Source organism: Citrobacter sp. RHBSTW-00570 (genome assembly GCF_013739755.1).
Taxonomy (GTDB): Bacteria; Pseudomonadota; Gammaproteobacteria; order Enterobacterales; family Enterobacteriaceae; genus Citrobacter; species Citrobacter braakii.
This window is the reverse complement of record NZ_CP056399.1, coordinates 4,516,335-4,531,038: the sequence shown is the minus strand read 5'-3', so window position 1 is coordinate 4,531,038 and position 14,704 is coordinate 4,516,335. Positions and strand designations below refer to the sequence as shown.

Annotated in this window: 13 protein-coding genes and 3 tRNA genes; 15 read left to right on the top strand and 1 reads right to left on the bottom strand. The window is 53.0% G+C overall.

Going from position 1 to position 14,704, the window contains the following annotated elements; translation table 11 throughout:
• Positions 1–186: 186 nt before the first annotated feature.
• The 3 genes from HV237_RS21545 to HV237_RS21535 all read left to right on the top strand — a co-directional run bounded on the left by HV237_RS21545 (position 187) and on the right by HV237_RS21535 (position 613).
• Positions 187–262 (top strand) — tRNA-Gly (locus tag HV237_RS21545).
• Between the two features lie 156 nt (positions 263–418).
• Positions 419–494: transfer RNA gene (locus HV237_RS21540), tRNA-Gly, on the top strand.
• A 43-nt stretch (positions 495–537) separates the two neighbouring features.
• A tRNA-Gly gene (locus tag HV237_RS21535) sits at positions 538–613 on the top strand.
• 269 nt (positions 614–882) lie between these two features.
• Here HV237_RS21535 and queG read toward each other — a convergent pair.
• Positions 883–2,022 (bottom strand): tRNA epoxyqueuosine(34) reductase QueG, encoded by a 1,140-nt coding sequence (queG, locus tag HV237_RS21530; RefSeq protein ID WP_046275841.1) that lies wholly within the window; start codon positions 2,020–2,022, stop codon positions 883–885.
• Here queG and nnr point away from each other — a divergent pair.
• From nnr to nsrR, 12 genes are all read left to right on the top strand, one after another.
• Positions 2,021–3,568 carry a bifunctional ADP-dependent NAD(P)H-hydrate dehydratase/NAD(P)H-hydrate epimerase gene (gene nnr / locus HV237_RS21525; protein ID WP_072058792.1) on the top strand — a complete coding sequence of 516 codons (1,548 nt, stop codon included), beginning with the start codon at positions 2,021–2,023 and terminating at the stop codon, positions 3,566–3,568. The genes queG and nnr overlap by 2 nt on opposite strands.
• Positions 3,540–4,001, top strand: coding sequence for a tRNA (adenosine(37)-N6)-threonylcarbamoyltransferase complex ATPase subunit type 1 TsaE (gene tsaE, locus HV237_RS21520; RefSeq protein WP_016151410.1), 462 nt, complete (start codon positions 3,540–3,542; stop codon positions 3,999–4,001). The genes nnr and tsaE overlap by 29 nt, the downstream gene beginning before the upstream one ends.
• Before the next feature lie 16 nt (positions 4,002–4,017).
• Complete coding sequence (amiB, locus tag HV237_RS21515) at positions 4,018–5,349, top strand: N-acetylmuramoyl-L-alanine amidase AmiB (protein WP_047358900.1); 1,332 nt, start codon at positions 4,018–4,020, stop codon at positions 5,347–5,349.
• 9 nt (positions 5,350–5,358) lie between these two features.
• Entirely contained in the window at positions 5,359–7,221 is a 1,863-nt protein-coding gene (gene mutL / locus HV237_RS21510; protein WP_181541630.1) for a DNA mismatch repair endonuclease MutL, read from the top strand.
• On the top strand, positions 7,214–8,164 hold the full coding sequence (gene miaA, locus HV237_RS21505; protein WP_047358898.1) for a tRNA (adenosine(37)-N6)-dimethylallyltransferase MiaA: 951 nt from the start codon (positions 7,214–7,216) through the stop codon (positions 8,162–8,164). Before mutL ends, miaA begins: the two co-directional genes overlap by 8 nt.
• An 84-nt stretch (positions 8,165–8,248) precedes the next feature.
• Positions 8,249–8,557, top strand: a complete 309-nt coding sequence (gene hfq, locus HV237_RS21500) for an RNA chaperone Hfq (RefSeq protein WP_003025584.1) — start codon at positions 8,249–8,251, stop codon at positions 8,555–8,557.
• A gap of 74 nt (positions 8,558–8,631) precedes the next feature.
• A complete protein-coding gene (gene hflX, locus HV237_RS21495; RefSeq protein WP_016151415.1) occupies positions 8,632–9,912 on the top strand; it encodes a ribosome rescue GTPase HflX in 1,281 nt (426 codons plus the stop codon).
• 189 nt (positions 9,913–10,101) lie between these two features.
• On the top strand, positions 10,102–11,355 hold the full coding sequence (gene hflK, locus HV237_RS21490) for an FtsH protease activity modulator HflK (protein ID WP_016151416.1): 1,254 nt from the start codon (positions 10,102–10,104) through the stop codon (positions 11,353–11,355).
• Positions 11,356–11,357: 2 nt separating this feature from the next.
• Positions 11,358–12,362, top strand: a complete 1,005-nt coding sequence (hflC, locus tag HV237_RS21485) for a protease modulator HflC (RefSeq protein WP_016155510.1) — start codon at positions 11,358–11,360, stop codon at positions 12,360–12,362.
• An 82-nt stretch (positions 12,363–12,444) separates the two neighbouring features.
• The gene (locus HV237_RS21480; RefSeq protein ID WP_047358897.1) at positions 12,445–12,642 is read left to right on the top strand and encodes a DUF2065 family protein; all 198 of its coding nucleotides are present in this window, start codon (positions 12,445–12,447) and stop codon (positions 12,640–12,642) included.
• A 102-nt stretch (positions 12,643–12,744) separates the two neighbouring features.
• Positions 12,745–14,043, top strand: a complete 1,299-nt coding sequence (purA, locus tag HV237_RS21475; RefSeq protein ID WP_003025606.1) for an adenylosuccinate synthase — start codon at positions 12,745–12,747, stop codon at positions 14,041–14,043.
• A 216-nt stretch (positions 14,044–14,259) separates the two neighbouring features.
• The gene (gene nsrR, locus HV237_RS21470; protein ID WP_003025609.1) at positions 14,260–14,685 is read left to right on the top strand and encodes a nitric oxide-sensing transcriptional repressor NsrR; all 426 of its coding nucleotides are present in this window, start codon (positions 14,260–14,262) and stop codon (positions 14,683–14,685) included.
• Positions 14,686–14,704 lie beyond the last annotated feature (19 nt).

Sequence of the window (14,704 nt, the reverse complement as noted above, 5' to 3'; positions counted from 1 at the left end):
TGCGCGCTTGCACTGAGGTAGGATTGTCGCTAAATTAGACGACTTGCCGATAAATTCAGCATTTAAACAGAAAAACGAAAAAATCGCTTTTAGGGGGGTTGCAGCTAAACGGATTTCTCGTATAATGCGCCTCCCGTAACGACAGAGAATTACACGTTACGGCAGCAGCAAAAGCAGTACAAATTTGCGGGAATAGCTCAGTTGGTAGAGCACGACCTTGCCAAGGTCGGGGTCGCGAGTTCGAGTCTCGTTTCCCGCTCCAAAATTTGAAAGTGCTTGTAAAGCACAGACCACCAATCGCAGAATTTCGAATTGCGACAAGGCGGCAACTGAATGAGTCCTTAGGAGCTTACTAAAGTAAGTAACTTAGGCGAATGAAGGCAGCCAACGCAGTAGTGGTTCGAAAGACGAAGATTAAGCGGGAATAGCTCAGTTGGTAGAGCACGACCTTGCCAAGGTCGGGGTCGCGAGTTCGAGTCTCGTTTCCCGCTCCAAAATTTGAAAGTGCTTATGTCTACAAAGCACAGACACACCCAAGCGGGAATAGCTCAGTTGGTAGAGCACGACCTTGCCAAGGTCGGGGTCGCGAGTTCGAGTCTCGTTTCCCGCTCCAAATTCTTACCCCAATAAAAATATCCACAGCGAATAAATACGTTGGGGACGTTTTGTTTCGTCATTGACATACTCTTGTAAACAGACTTATCCACAGGTTCGGGTATTATTCCTGGAATGCAAAAAACTTAGTCGGGTGAATAGTATCATTTTAACTCTTTGAAAATATTGAATTAATTATCATTTCAAATTGTTAATGCGATCACTTGACGATTTTTTCCCTCTTGAATATCAATGTGTTTTTATTTTTATACACAAGCTGTGGATGACTTAAGCGTCACGCGGCAGACCCTTTTCAATGACCCTGACCAAACGTTGTTTCTTCGGTAACTGCACTTCAACTACGCAGGCATTTCGCTTCTCGATTTGCTGAGCAACCGCCCACTCTATGTGTTCGTCGAGAAGTGGGTGCTCACCTCTGCGACTTTCCAGCGCGTGAATAACGGCTTCATCCCATGGGGCATTACCCAGCGCAACAGCGATATTTCGCAGCCAGCGCAGGTGACCAATACGACGAATAGCAGACCCCTCCGTGACTTTTAAAAACCACGCTTCGCTCCAGCTAAACAGCTCTATTAACTCTGGAGCATGAAGTTGTTTGCGTGGGTTGAAGTCATCCTCTGTCGTCAACTGAGAGTAACGGTTCCACGGGCAAATGAGTTGGCAATCATCGCAGCCGTAAATTCGATTCCCCAACAGGGGACGAAACTCTTCCGGGATCGCACCTTCCAGTTCGATAGTGAGATAAGAGATACAGCGGCGCGCATCTACCGTGTAGGGTTCAACGATGGCTCCGGTGGGACAGATGGTCATACAGGCGACGCATTTCCCGCATCCTTCTTCTACTGGGTTGTCGACCGGCAGGGGCAAATCGATCAGTAATTCCCCGAGAAAGAAAAATGAACCGGCTGCGCGATTGAGGATAAGTGAGTGCTTACCTGTCCAGCCAAGCCCGGCTTTTTCCGCTAATGGACGCTCAAGAATGGGCGCAGAATCGACAAAAGGTCTAAAATTCAGCGAAACGCAGTGCTGTTGAATCCTCTCTCCCAGCTTTTTTAAGCGGTTACGCAGCAGTTTATGGTAGTCGCGCCCAAGCGCGTAACGGCTGACGTAACCCAGAGTGGGGTTTTTCAACGTACTGGCAAAGGCCGCATTGGCAGGAAGATAGTTCATACGTACGCTGATGACACGTAACGTACCGGGTAATAATTCGTGAGGTCGGGCGCGCATCATGCCGTGACGGGCCATCCAGTCCATCTCGCCGTGATAGTGTTTATCCAGCCAGGCCTGCAGTTTGGGCTCCGCTTCGCTGAGGTCGGTATCGGCAATACCGACCTGCTGAAAGCCAAGCTCCAGCCCCCACTGCTTAATATTTTGCGCTAACTGATTGAGATCGAGGGGCTCTGACATGACGGACCATACAATGAAGAAAAACCCCGCAAGTATACCACACTCCATTTGGCACGCCGATGACATCAGGCGGATGGAGCGAGAGGCGGCAGACAGTTTAGGACTGACGTTGTACGAGCTGATGCAACGGGCGGGAGAGGCGGCGTTTCAGGTCACCCGCAAGACATATCCAAACGCTCAGCACTGGCTGGTGCTATGTGGTCATGGCAACAACGGTGGTGATGGTTACGTGGTGGCAAGGCTTGCCAAAGCTCAGGGGCTTGATATTACGTTGCTGGCACAGGAGAGTGATAAAGCGCTCCCTGAGGAAGCACAGCAGGCGCGCGACGCCTGGCTTAACGCCGGTGGCGTCATTCATGCTGCGGATATCAATTGGCCAGATCGCGTGGACATCATTATTGATGCGCTGTCAGGCACGGGCTTAAAACACGCGCCGCGTGAGCCTCTCTCGGCATTGATCGAACGTGCCAATCACCATCCTGCCCCTGTCGTGGCGATAGACATTCCATCCGGCCTGCTGGCGCAGACGGGCGCGGCGCCGGGTGCGGTTATCAATGCTGCGCACACCGTGACCTTTATTGCGTTAAAGCCTGGTCTGCTAACCGGTAAAGCGCGCGATGTCACCGGACGCCTGCATGTTAACGCACTCGGACTGGACGACTGGCTGGCGGGGCAGAACGCGCCGCTGCAACGGTTTGATGCTCAACAGCTTGTACACTGGTTAACGCCGCGTCGACCCACCTCGCACAAAGGCTCCCACGGTCGGCTGGTGATCATCGGTGGTGACCACGGCACGGCCGGCGCAATACGCATGGCCGGTGAAGCGGCGCTGCGTGCAGGAGCCGGGCTGGTCAAAGTGCTGACCCGAAGTGAAAATATTGCGCCTATTCTGACTGCCAGACCGGAACTGATGGTCGATGCGCTGACGCCGCAGACTCTGGAAGAGAGCCTGGCGTGGGCGGATGTTGTGGTGATAGGACCAGGGCTTGGTCAGCAGGAGTGGGGTAAAAAAGCGCTGCAAAAGGTAGAGAATTTTCGCAAACCGATGCTCTGGGATGCGGATGCGCTGAACCTGCTGGCAATCAACCCTGATAAACGTCACAATCGCGTGATCACGCCGCATCCTGGTGAAGCCGCGCGACTTCTGGGCTGTTCCATTGCAGAAATTGAAGACGATCGATTACTTTGCGCACAACGTCTGGTAAAACGGTACGGAGGCGTCGTCGTGCTGAAAGGCGCGGGTACGGTTGTTGCTGCCGAACAGGCCGAATTGGGTATTATTGATACCGGCAATGCTGGAATGGCCAGCGGCGGAATGGGTGATGTGCTTTCCGGTATTATTGGCGCATTGCTCGGACAGAAGCTTACCCCGTATGATGCGGCATGTGCGGGATGTGTCGCACACGGTGCGGCGGCGGATGTGCTGGCGGCGCGTTTTGGTACGCGCGGCATGCTGGCGACAGATCTCTTTACCACGCTACAGCGTATTGTTAACCCTGATGTGATTGACGTTTATCATGATGAATCGAGTAATTCCACTACCTGATGAGCAGGCGACTTTAGACCTGGGACTGCGGGTAGCCAAAGCCTGTGATGGCGCGACGGTAATTTATTTGTACGGCGACCTGGGGGCGGGTAAAACCACTTTCAGCCGGGGATTCCTGCAGGCGTTAGGTCACAAAGGAAATGTAAAAAGCCCCACCTATACGCTGGTTGAACCCTATTCGCTCGATAATTTGATGGTATATCACTTCGATCTGTACCGACTTGCGGACCCAGAGGAGCTGGAATTTATGGGGATCCGCGATTATTTTGCCAATGACGCCATCTGCCTGGTGGAATGGCCGCAACAAGGTAAAGGTGTACTGCCAGACCCGGACGTCGAAATACACATTGAATATCAGGCGCAAGGTCGAGAGGCGCGCATAAGCGCAGTCTCCTCATCGGGTGATTTATTGCTGGCGCGTTTAGCCGATTAACCTTAAGGGTGGCGGGATGATTTATCGCATCAGAAACTGGCTGATGGCAACACTGGTCCTGCTGTGCGCGCAGGCAGGGGCCGCCAGCCTCTCCGATCTTCAGGTGTCCAATGGCGATCAGCAAGCGCGGATTACGCTGAGCTTTATTGGCGATCCTGAATACGCAGTTTCGCAGGACGGGAAACGAACCGTCGCGTTGGATATTAAACAAACCGGTGTGATTCAGGGGTTACCGCTGCTGTTTAGCGGCAATAATCTGGTGAAATCTATCCGTTCCGGCACGCCAAAAGATGCGCAGTCTCTGCGCCTGGTGGTGGATTTAACCGAGAACGGCAAAGCCGAAGCCGTAAAACGCCAGAACGGCGGCAATTATACCGTCGTGTTTACCATCAAAGCTGATGCGCCACCGCCACCTCCACCACCTCCAGTGGTTGCGAAGCGTGTTGAAGCGCCGGTTATCGCCCCGCGCCCTGCCGAGCCTGCGCGTAATCCGTTTAAAGCGGAAAACGATCGCACCACGATGGTAACCAACAGTAATACCTCCACACGACCTGCGGTGCGCGCCAGTACCAGTAACGGCGAAAAAGTAGTTATCGCCATTGATGCCGGACACGGCGGGCAGGATCCTGGCGCTATTGGTCCCGGTGGCACACGTGAGAAAAACGTCACGATTGCCGTGGCGCGCAAACTGCGCAGTTTGCTCAATGATGACCCGATGTTTAAAGGCGTACTCACCCGTGATGGCGATTACTTTATTTCGGTGATGGGGCGTTCAGACGTTGCGCGTAAACAAAACGCCAACTTCCTGGTCTCTATTCATGCGGATGCTGCGCCAAACCGGGATGCCACTGGTGCTTCCGTCTGGGTACTGTCAAACCGTCGGGCAAACAGTGAGATGGCCGGCTGGCTGGAACAGCACGAAAAGCAATCGGAACTGTTGGGTGGGGCGGGCGATGTTCTGGCAAACAGCCAGTCCGATCCTTATCTCAGCCAGGCCGTGTTGGATCTGCAGTTCGGTCATTCGCAACGCGTTGGGTATGATGTAGCGACCAGCATGATCGGCCAGTTAGAACGTATTGGCTCGATGCATAAGCGTCGTCCGGAACACGCCAGCCTTGGGGTATTACGTTCGCCTGATATCCCGTCAGTGCTGGTTGAAACCGGCTTTATCAGTAACAACAGCGAAGAGCGTCTGTTGGCGAGTGATGACTACCAGCAGCAGCTGGCCGAGGCAATTTACAAAGGATTGCGTAACTATTTCCAGGCGCACCCGATGCAAACCGGGCCTCAGGGCACACCGGCGCAAACCGCCAGTGCGGTATCGCCTGGTAACACGTTAACAAATTAAGGATTAGCCATGCCGATTCAGGTTCTACCGCCACAGCTGGCGAACCAGATTGCCGCAGGCGAGGTGGTAGAACGGCCTGCGTCAGTGGTGAAGGAGCTGGTGGAAAACAGTATCGATGCCGGTGCGACACGCATTGATATTGATATTGAGCGCGGCGGCGCGAAGCTTATCCGTATTCGTGACAACGGCTGCGGGATTAAAAAAGACGAGCTGGCGCTGGCGCTGGCGCGTCATGCCACCAGTAAAATTTCCTCGCTTGACGATCTCGAAGCCATCGTGAGCCTCGGGTTTCGCGGCGAAGCGCTGGCCAGTATCAGCTCCGTTTCTCGTTTAACCCTGACGTCGCGTACGCAAGAACAACCTGAAGCCTGGCAAGCCTATGCCGAAGGGCGCGACATGGATGTGACGGTTAAACCCGCTGCGCATCCGGTGGGAACCACGCTGGAGGTGTTAGATCTGTTCTACAACACCCCGGCGCGGCGCAAGTTTATGCGCACCGAGAAAACGGAATTTAATCATATCGACGAAATAATCCGCCGTATTGCGCTGGCACGTTTTGATGTGACGATTAATTTGTCGCACAACGGCAAAGTGGTGCGCCAGTACCGGGCAGTGGCTGCGGATGGGCAGCAGGAGCGCCGACTGGGCGCGATTTGCGGCACGCCGTTTCTGGAACATGCGCTGGCGATTGAATGGCAGCATGGCGATTTAACGCTGCGCGGTTGGGTGGCCGATCCTAACCACACAACGGCGGCGCTGGCGGAAATCCAGTACTGCTATGTGAATGGCCGGATGATGCGCGACCGGTTGATCAACCATGCTATTCGTCAGGCCTGTGAAGATAAGCTGGGAGCCGATCAGCAGCCCGCTTTTGTGTTGTATCTGGAAATCGACCCGCATCAGGTGGATGTTAACGTACATCCCGCCAAACATGAGGTCCGTTTTCATCAGTCCCGCCTGGTGCATGATTTTATTTACCAGGGCGTGTTGAGCGTCCTGCAACAGCAGCTTGAAACGCCGCTGCCGTTGGCTGATGACGACGAGCCCGCCCCAAGGCACATCCCGGAAAACCGCGTCGCGGCCGGGCGTAACCATTTTGCCGAACCGGCCCCGGCGCGTGAACCTGCGACGCCGCGTTACTCAGCATCTGCTGGCGCTGGCAGTAGTGGTGGCCGTCAGACGGGGGCCAGCTGGCCTCATGCCCAACCTGGATATCAAAAGCAGCAGGGTGAGATTTATCAGCAACTGCTACAGACGCCGGTTCCGCCGCGTAAAACGCCGGTTTCTGAAACGCCATCAGCACCTCTGACCGGCAGCAGTCAGGGCTTTGGGCGGGTGCTAACCATTGTCGGTACGGACTGCGCATTACTCGAATGCGATGGTCATATTCGGTTGCTGGCATTGCCGGTGGCGGAACGTTGGCTACGTCAGGCGCAGTTAACGCCGGACCAGGGCGTCGTTTGCGCTCAGCCGTTACTGATCCCTTTACGTCTAAAAGTAAACGCTGATGAAAAAGCGGCGCTGCAAAAAGGGCAGAGCCAACTGGCTGAGTTGGGTATTGAATTTCAACTGGATGCACAGCATGTGACCATCCGGGCGGTGCCTTTACCCTTACGCCAACAAAATTTACAAATCTTGATTCCTGAACTGATAGGCTACCTGGCGCAGCAGTCCGAATTCGAACCGGGCAATATTGCACAGTGGATTGCACGTAATCTGATTAGCGAGCATCCGCAGAGGAGCATGGCTCAGGCGATTACGCTGTTAGCGGATGTTGAGCGGCTTTGTCCACAACTCGTGAAGGCGCCGCCGGGTGGTTTGTTACAACCTGTTGATTTACATTCGGTAATGAATGCCCTGAAACATGAGTGATACCCGTAAGGCGAGCCTGCCAAAGGCGATTTTTTTGATGGGGCCGACGGCCTCCGGTAAAACGGCACTGGCAATTGAATTGCGTAAAGTTTTGCCTGTAGAGTTGATAAGCGTTGATTCCGCCCTTATTTACAAGGGGATGGATATCGGTACAGCCAAGCCTGATGCAGATGAATTACAGGCCGCGCCGCACCGGTTGCTGGATATCCGCGATCCGTCCCAGGCGTACTCTGCTGCGGATTTTCGCCGCGATGCGTTAGCCGAGATGGCCGATATCACCGCCGCGGGGCGTATTCCGCTGCTGGTGGGCGGCACAATGTTATATTTCAAAGCCTTGCTTGAAGGGCTGTCGCCGTTACCGTCGGCAGATCCGGAAGTCAGGGCCAGAATTGAGCAGCAGGCGGCAGAGCATGGGTGGGACGTGTTACACCGACAGCTTCAGGAAATAGATCCGGTGGCTGCGGCGCGTATTCATCCAAATGATCCGCAAAGACTTTCCCGGGCACTGGAAGTTTTTTTCATTTCGGGTAAAACTTTAACGGAGCTGACGCAAACGTCAGGAGATGCTTTGCCGTATCAGGTGCATCAGTTTGCTATCGCCCCGGCGAGCCGTGAACTGCTCCATCAGCGAATTGAGCAGCGTTTTCATCAGATGTTGGCTTCAGGTTTTGAAGCAGAAGTCCGGGCGCTATTTGCCCGTGGAGATTTGCATACGGATTTGCCTTCCATTCGTTGTGTAGGGTATCGCCAGATGTGGTCATACATTGAAGGCGAAATTTCATACGATGAAATGGTTTATAGAGGTGTTTGCGCCACGAGGCAGTTGGCGAAGCGACAGGTAACCTGGTTGCGTGGTTGGGAAGGGGTGCACTGGCTTGACAGTGAAAAGCCTGACCAGGCGCGAAACGAAGTATTACAGGTTGTTGGTGCTATCGCGAACTGAATGTGTACAATTGAAACGTATCGTGCGCAATTTTTCAGAATCGAAAGGTTCAAAGTACAAATAAGCATATAAGGAAAAGAGAGAATGGCTAAGGGGCAATCTTTACAAGATCCGTTCCTGAACGCACTGCGTCGGGAACGTGTTCCAGTTTCTATTTATTTGGTGAATGGTATTAAGCTGCAAGGTCAAATCGAGTCTTTTGATCAGTTCGTGATCCTGTTGAAAAACACGGTCAGCCAGATGGTTTATAAGCACGCGATTTCTACTGTTGTCCCGTCTCGCCCGGTTTCTCATCACAGCAATAATGCCACCGGCGGCACTGGCAGCAACTACCATCACGGTAGCAACGCGCAAGGTTCATCTGCGCAACAGGACAGCGAAGAAACCGAATAAGGTTGTTAGCTGTTTTACACACGGGGAGCCAGCGATCCTGCGTTCCCCGTTGATATATATTAAGGGGTTGACGCTTGTTTGACCGTTATGATGCCGGTGAGCAGGCGGTACTGGTACACATCTATTTTTCGCAAGACAAAGATATGGAAGACCTCCAGGAGTTTGAATCTCTGGTTTCTTCCGCCGGTGTCGAAGCAATGCAGGTGATTACCGGGAGCCGTAAAGCACCGCACCCGAAGTATTTTGTTGGTGAAGGTAAGGCAATCGAAATTGCGGAAGCCGTAAAAGCGACTGGCGCTGCGGTGGTGATTTTTGATCATGCTCTAAGCCCCGCCCAGGAACGTAACCTGGAACAGTTGTGCCAGTGTCTTGTTATCGACAGGACAGGTCTTATTTTAGATATTTTTGCCCAGCGTGCGCGCACCCATGAGGGTAAGTTGCAGGTTGAGCTGGCGCAGTTGCGCCATATGGCTACTCGTCTGGTCCGTGGCTGGACCCACCTTGAAAGGCAAAAGGGCGGGATTGGTTTGCGCGGTCCGGGTGAAACCCAGCTCGAAACCGACCGTCGTTTGCTGCGTAATCGCATTTTGCAAATACAGTCGCGCCTGGAAAAAGTTGAAAAGCAACGTGAGCAGGGGCGACAGTCGCGCAAGAAAGCGGATGTCCCAACCGTATCACTGGTGGGATATACCAACGCCGGAAAATCCACCCTGTTCAACCAGATCACCGAAGCCCGGGTTTACGCAGCGGATCAGCTGTTTGCGACCCTGGACCCAACGCTGCGCCGTATAGACGTAGCGGACGTCGGTGAAACCGTGCTGGCGGATACCGTAGGGTTTATCCGTCATTTGCCGCACGACCTGGTGGCGGCGTTTAAAGCCACCCTGCAGGAAACGCGTCAGGCGACATTGCTGCTGCATGTTATTGATGCTGCAGATTTTCGTGTGCAGGAAAACATCGAGGCCGTCGACACGGTGCTCGAAGAGATCGATGCGCATGAGATCCCGACTCTGCTGGTGATGAATAAAATCGATATGCTGGATGATTTTGAACCACGTATCGACAGAGATGAAGAGAATAAACCCATTCGCGTTTGGGTTTCAGCGCAAACGGGAATAGGTATACCACAGCTTTTTCAGGCTTTGACTGAGCGACTTTCCGGTGAGGTGGCGCAGCATACGTTGCGTTTGCCGCCGCAGGAAGGGCGTCTGAGAAGCCGGTTTTACCAACTTCAGGCAATAGAAAGAGAGTGGATGGAGGAGGACGGCAGCGTGGGTCTGCAGGTTCGTATGCCGATCGTAGACTGGCGTCGCCTCTGTAAACAAGAACCGGCACTGGAAGACTATATTGTCTGACCTGACGGATATGGCCTGAAGATTTTTTCGCCTCTATACCTTGTGGGTTTTGTGCAGCATGAAGGTGGCAAGTCCTGAAATCTTCAGGAGCATAGTCAACTATGTGACTGAGATTAAGGGGCGTAGCCAACGCATCGGCAGCGTAAAATACGCAGGTATAGCATCGCATAACAAATATGGAGCACAAAAATGGCGTGGAATCAGCCCGGTAATAACGGACAAGACCGCGACCCGTGGGGAAGCAGCAAACCTGGCGGCAACCCTGAGGGAAATGGAAACAAAGGTGGTCGCGATCAGGGACCTCCCGATCTGGATGATATCTTCCGCAAACTGAGTAAAAAGCTCGGTGGTCTGGGTGGCGGTAAAGGTGCTGGTTCTGGCGGCGGTAGCTCATCGCAAGGCCCGCGTCCGCAATTGGGTGGTCGAGTCTTTACTATCGCAGCGGCAGCTATCGTCATTATCTGGGCGGCCAGCGGTTTCTACACCATTAAAGAAGCGGAACGCGGCGTGGTGACACGCTTCGGTAAATTCAGCCATTTGGTTGAACCGGGTCTGAACTGGAAACCGACCTTTGTCGACGAAGTGACCCCGGTCAACGTGGAAGCCGTGCGTGAACTTGCCGCATCCGGCGTGATGCTGACCTCTGACGAAAACGTCGTACGCGTTGAAATGAACGTGCAGTACCGCGTGACCGATCCGCAGCGTTACCTGTTTAGCGTAACCAGCGCGGATGACAGTCTGCGTCAGGCAACCGACAGCGCCCTGCGTGGGGTTATCGGTAAATACACCATGGACCGTATCCTGACCGAAGGGCGTACCGTTATTCGTAGCGATACCCAGCGTGAACTGGAAGAAACGATCCGTCCGTACAACATGGGTATCACCCTGCTGGACGTCAACTTCCAGGCAGCACGTCCGCCGGAAGAAGTAAAAGCCGCGTTTGACGATGCCATTGCAGCACGTGAAAACGAGCAGCAGTACATCCGTGAAGCAGAAGCGTACACCAACGAAGTTCAGCCACGTGCTAACGGTCAGGCGCAGCGTATTCTGGAAGAAGCGCGTGCTTACAAAACGCGAACCATCCTGGAAGCACAGGGTGAAGTGGCTCGTTTCGCAAAAATTCTGCCGGAATATAAAGCCGCACCGCAAATTACTCGCGAGCGTCTGTATATCGAAACCATGGAAAAAGTGCTGAGCAATACCCGCAAAGTCCTGGTTAACGATAAGGGCAGCAATCTGATGGTTCTGCCGCTGGATCAAATGCTGAAAGGCGGTAGTGCGCCAGCAGCAAAGAGTGACAGCAGTTCAAACCTGCTGCGTCTGCCGCCAGCAACGACGTCCGGCACTGGAGCAAGCAATACCTCGTCCACCAGTCAGGGCGATATTATGGACCAACGCCGCGCGAACGCGCAGCGTAACGACTACCAGCGTCAGGGGGAATAACGATGCGTAAGTCAGTTATTGCGATTATCATCATCGTTCTGGTAGTTCTGTTCATGTCTGTCTTTGTGGTCAAAGAAGGCGAGCGCGGGATTACTCTGCGCTTTGGTAAAGTTCTGCGTGACGATGAAAACAAGCCGCTGGTTGTTGCACCAGGCCTGCACTTCAAGATTCCGTTTATTGAATCTGTGAAGATGCTGGATGCGCGTATTCAGACCATGGACAACCAGGCCGATCGCTTTGTTACCAAAGAGAAGAAAGACCTGATCGTTGACTCCTACATTAAGTGGCGCATCAGTGACTTTAGCCGTTACTACCTGGCAACGGGCGGTGGCGATGTTTCTCAGGCAGAAGTCCTGCTGAAACGTAAGTTCTCTGACCGTCTGCGTTCTGAAATTGGTCGTCTGGACGTGAAAGACATCGTTACCGATTCCCGCGGTCGTCTGACGCTGGAAGTTCGTGATGCGCTGAACTCCGGTTCTGCTGGCACGGAAGATGAAGTCGCGACTCCGGCGGCAGATAGCGCGATTGCCGAAGCTGCTGAGCGTGTTCAGGCTGAAACAAACGGTAAAGTACCGGTCATCAACCCGAACAGTATGGCGGCATTGGGCATCGAAGTGGTTGACGTGCGTATCAAGCAAATCAACCTGCCTGCTGAAGTGTCTGAGGCTATCTACAACCGTATGCGCGCTGAGCGTGAAGCGGTAGCGCGTCGCCATCGTTCACAAGGTCAGGAAGAAGCGGAAAAACTGCGTGCCACGGCGGATTATGAAGTGACTAAAACGCTGGCAGAATCTGAGCGTCAAGGCCGCATCATGCGCGGTGAAGGCGATGCAGAAGCCGCTAAACTGTTTGCCGATGCGTTCAGCCAGGATCCTGACTTCTACGCCTTCATCCGTAGCCTGCGTGCTTACGAGAAGAGCTTCGAAGGCAACCAGGACGTGATGGTCATGAGCCCGGACAGCGATTTCTTCCGCTACATGAAGACACCGAGCACTACGACACGCTAATAAAGTTCCAGCGGTTTTAAACCAGCAAAACCACCGGCATCCCCAGGGATGCGGTGGTTTTCTTTTTATAAAAGGACGATGGATGAATTCAACAATTTTGCTGGCGCTCGCGCTGGTTTTGGTGCTGGAAGGCCTGGGCCCTATGCTTTATCCCCGCGCGTGGAAGAAAATGATTTCCGCAATGGTGCAACTTCCCGAAAATACTTTGCGTCGTTTTGGTGGAGGTCTTGTGGTTGCGGGCGTTGTGGTCTACTACATGTTGAGGAAAACGATTGGCTGATCAATAAGTAGCCTATTTTGCGGATTTTCGCATGCAAAAAGTGCTGTATATCTGAAAAAGCGGTGGTAGAATCCATTTTTAAGCAAACGGTGATTTTGAAAAATGGGTAACAACGTCGTCGTACTGGGCACCCAATGGGGTGACGAAGGTAAAGGGAAGATCGTCGATCTTCTGACTGAACGGGCTAAATATGTTGTGCGCTACCAGGGTGGTCACAACGCAGGCCATACTCTCGTAATCAACGGTGAAAAAACCGTCCTCCATCTTATTCCATCAGGTATTCTTCGCGAGAATGTCATCAGCATCATCGGTAACGGTGTTGTACTGTCTCCGTCCGCGCTGATGAAAGAAATGAAAGGACTGGAAGATCGTGGCATCCCGGTTCGCGAGCGCCTGCTGTTGTCTGAAGCTTGTCCGCTGATCCTTGATTATCACGTTGCGTTGGATAATGCTCGTGAGAAAGCGCGTGGCGAGAAAGCGATCGGTACTACCGGTCGTGGCATCGGTCCGGCTTATGAAGACAAAGTAGCTCGTCGCGGTCTGCGCGTTGGCGATCTGTTTGATAAAGCAACCTTCGCTGAAAAACTGAAAGAAGTGATGGAATATCACAACTTCCAGCTGGTGAATTTCTATAAAGTTGAAGCAGTTGACTACCAGAAAGTGCTGGATGATGTGATGGCGATTGCCGACATCCTGACCTCTATGGTTGTTGATGTTTCCGATCTGCTGGACCAGGCGCGTAAGCGTGGCGATTTCGTCATGTTCGAAGGCGCACAGGGTACCCTGCTGGATATCGACCACGGTACCTATCCGTACGTAACGTCTTCCAACACCACCGCAGGTGGCGTGGCGACCGGCTCCGGCCTGGGTCCACGTTATGTGGATTACGTTCTGGGTATCATCAAAGCTTACTCTACACGTGTAGGCGCGGGTCCGTTCCCGACTGAGCTGTTTGATGACGTTGGCGAGTTCCTGTGCAAACAAGGTAACGAGTATGGCGCGACCACCGGTCGTCGTCGTCGCACCGGTTGGCTGGACTCCGTTGCTGTACGCCGTGCAGTACAGATTAACTCCCTGTCTGGCTTCTGCCTGACCAAACTGGACGTACTGGACGGTTTGAAAGAGGTGAAAATCTGTGTCGCTTACCGTATGCCGGATGGCCGTGAAGTAACGACTACCCCGCTGGCTGCAGACGACTGGAAAGGTATCGAGCCGATCTACGAAACCATGCCGGGCTGGTCTGAATCCACCTTCGGTGTGAAGGAACGTAGCGGTCTGCCGCAGGCAGCACTGAACTACATCAAGCGTATTGAAGAACTGACCGGTGTGCCGATTGATATTATCTCAACTGGCCCAGACCGTACTGAAACCATGATCCTGCGCGACCCGTTCGACGCATAATTCTGGTTATAGCGTGGCGTCGAATGGCGCTGCGCTTGCACTATCTTTGGCCGGATGAGGCGCTTTGCATCATAATCCGGCTTAAAATCACGTAAGTTCCTCGCTTTTTTCCTTCCTGAACTGAAATAAATTAGCGACCTGGCTGGTGGCTGGTTTATCATCAATGTAATTAATACCACCAGGTTTATCCGTTTTATCCCTTTTCCTGAGGTTGATGTGCAGTTAACAAGTTTCACCGATTACGGATTACGTGCGCTAATCTATATGGCGTCACTTCCCGAAGGACGTATGACCAGTATTTCTGAGGTGACAGAAGTCTACGGCGTGTCCCGTAATCATATGGTCAAAATAATCAATCAACTTAGCCGTGCGGGCTTCGTTACTGCTATTCGAGGAAAAAATGGCGGTATCCGCCTGGGTAAACCAGCTAAGGATATTGGTATTGGTGATGTGGTTCGCGAGCTGGAACCACTATCGTTGGTCAATTGTAGCAGCGAGTTTTGCCACATTACCCCAGCCTGTCGACTTAAACAGGCGCTTTCTAAGGCAGTGCAAAGTTTTCTCACGGAACTGGACAACTACACACTTGCTGATTTGGTTGAAGAGAATCAACCGCTTTATAAATTATTGCTGGTGGAGTGACGAAAATCTTCATCAGAGC

Bases quoted from the DNA above. Each gene is read 5' to 3' on its own strand.
- nnr (WP_072058792.1), top strand. From the start codon at position 2,021: ATGACGGACCATACAATGAAGAAAAACCCCGCAAGTATACCACACTCC.
- queG (WP_046275841.1), bottom strand. From the start codon at position 2,022: ATGTCAGAGCCCCTCGATCTCAATCAGTTAGCGCAAAATATTAAGCAG.
- tsaE (WP_016151410.1), top strand. From the start codon at position 3,540: ATGATGAATCGAGTAATTCCACTACCTGATGAGCAGGCGACTTTAGAC.
- amiB (WP_047358900.1), top strand. From the start codon at position 4,018: ATGATTTATCGCATCAGAAACTGGCTGATGGCAACACTGGTCCTGCTG.
- mutL (WP_181541630.1), top strand. From the start codon at position 5,359: ATGCCGATTCAGGTTCTACCGCCACAGCTGGCGAACCAGATTGCCGCA.
- miaA (WP_047358898.1), top strand. From the start codon at position 7,214: ATGAGTGATACCCGTAAGGCGAGCCTGCCAAAGGCGATTTTTTTGATG.
- hfq (WP_003025584.1), top strand. From the start codon at position 8,249: ATGGCTAAGGGGCAATCTTTACAAGATCCGTTCCTGAACGCACTGCGT.
- hflK (WP_016151416.1), top strand. From the start codon at position 10,102: ATGGCGTGGAATCAGCCCGGTAATAACGGACAAGACCGCGACCCGTGG.
- hflC (WP_016155510.1), top strand. From the start codon at position 11,358: ATGCGTAAGTCAGTTATTGCGATTATCATCATCGTTCTGGTAGTTCTG.
- HV237_RS21480 (WP_047358897.1), top strand. From the start codon at position 12,445: ATGAATTCAACAATTTTGCTGGCGCTCGCGCTGGTTTTGGTGCTGGAA.
- purA (WP_003025606.1), top strand. From the start codon at position 12,745: ATGGGTAACAACGTCGTCGTACTGGGCACCCAATGGGGTGACGAAGGT.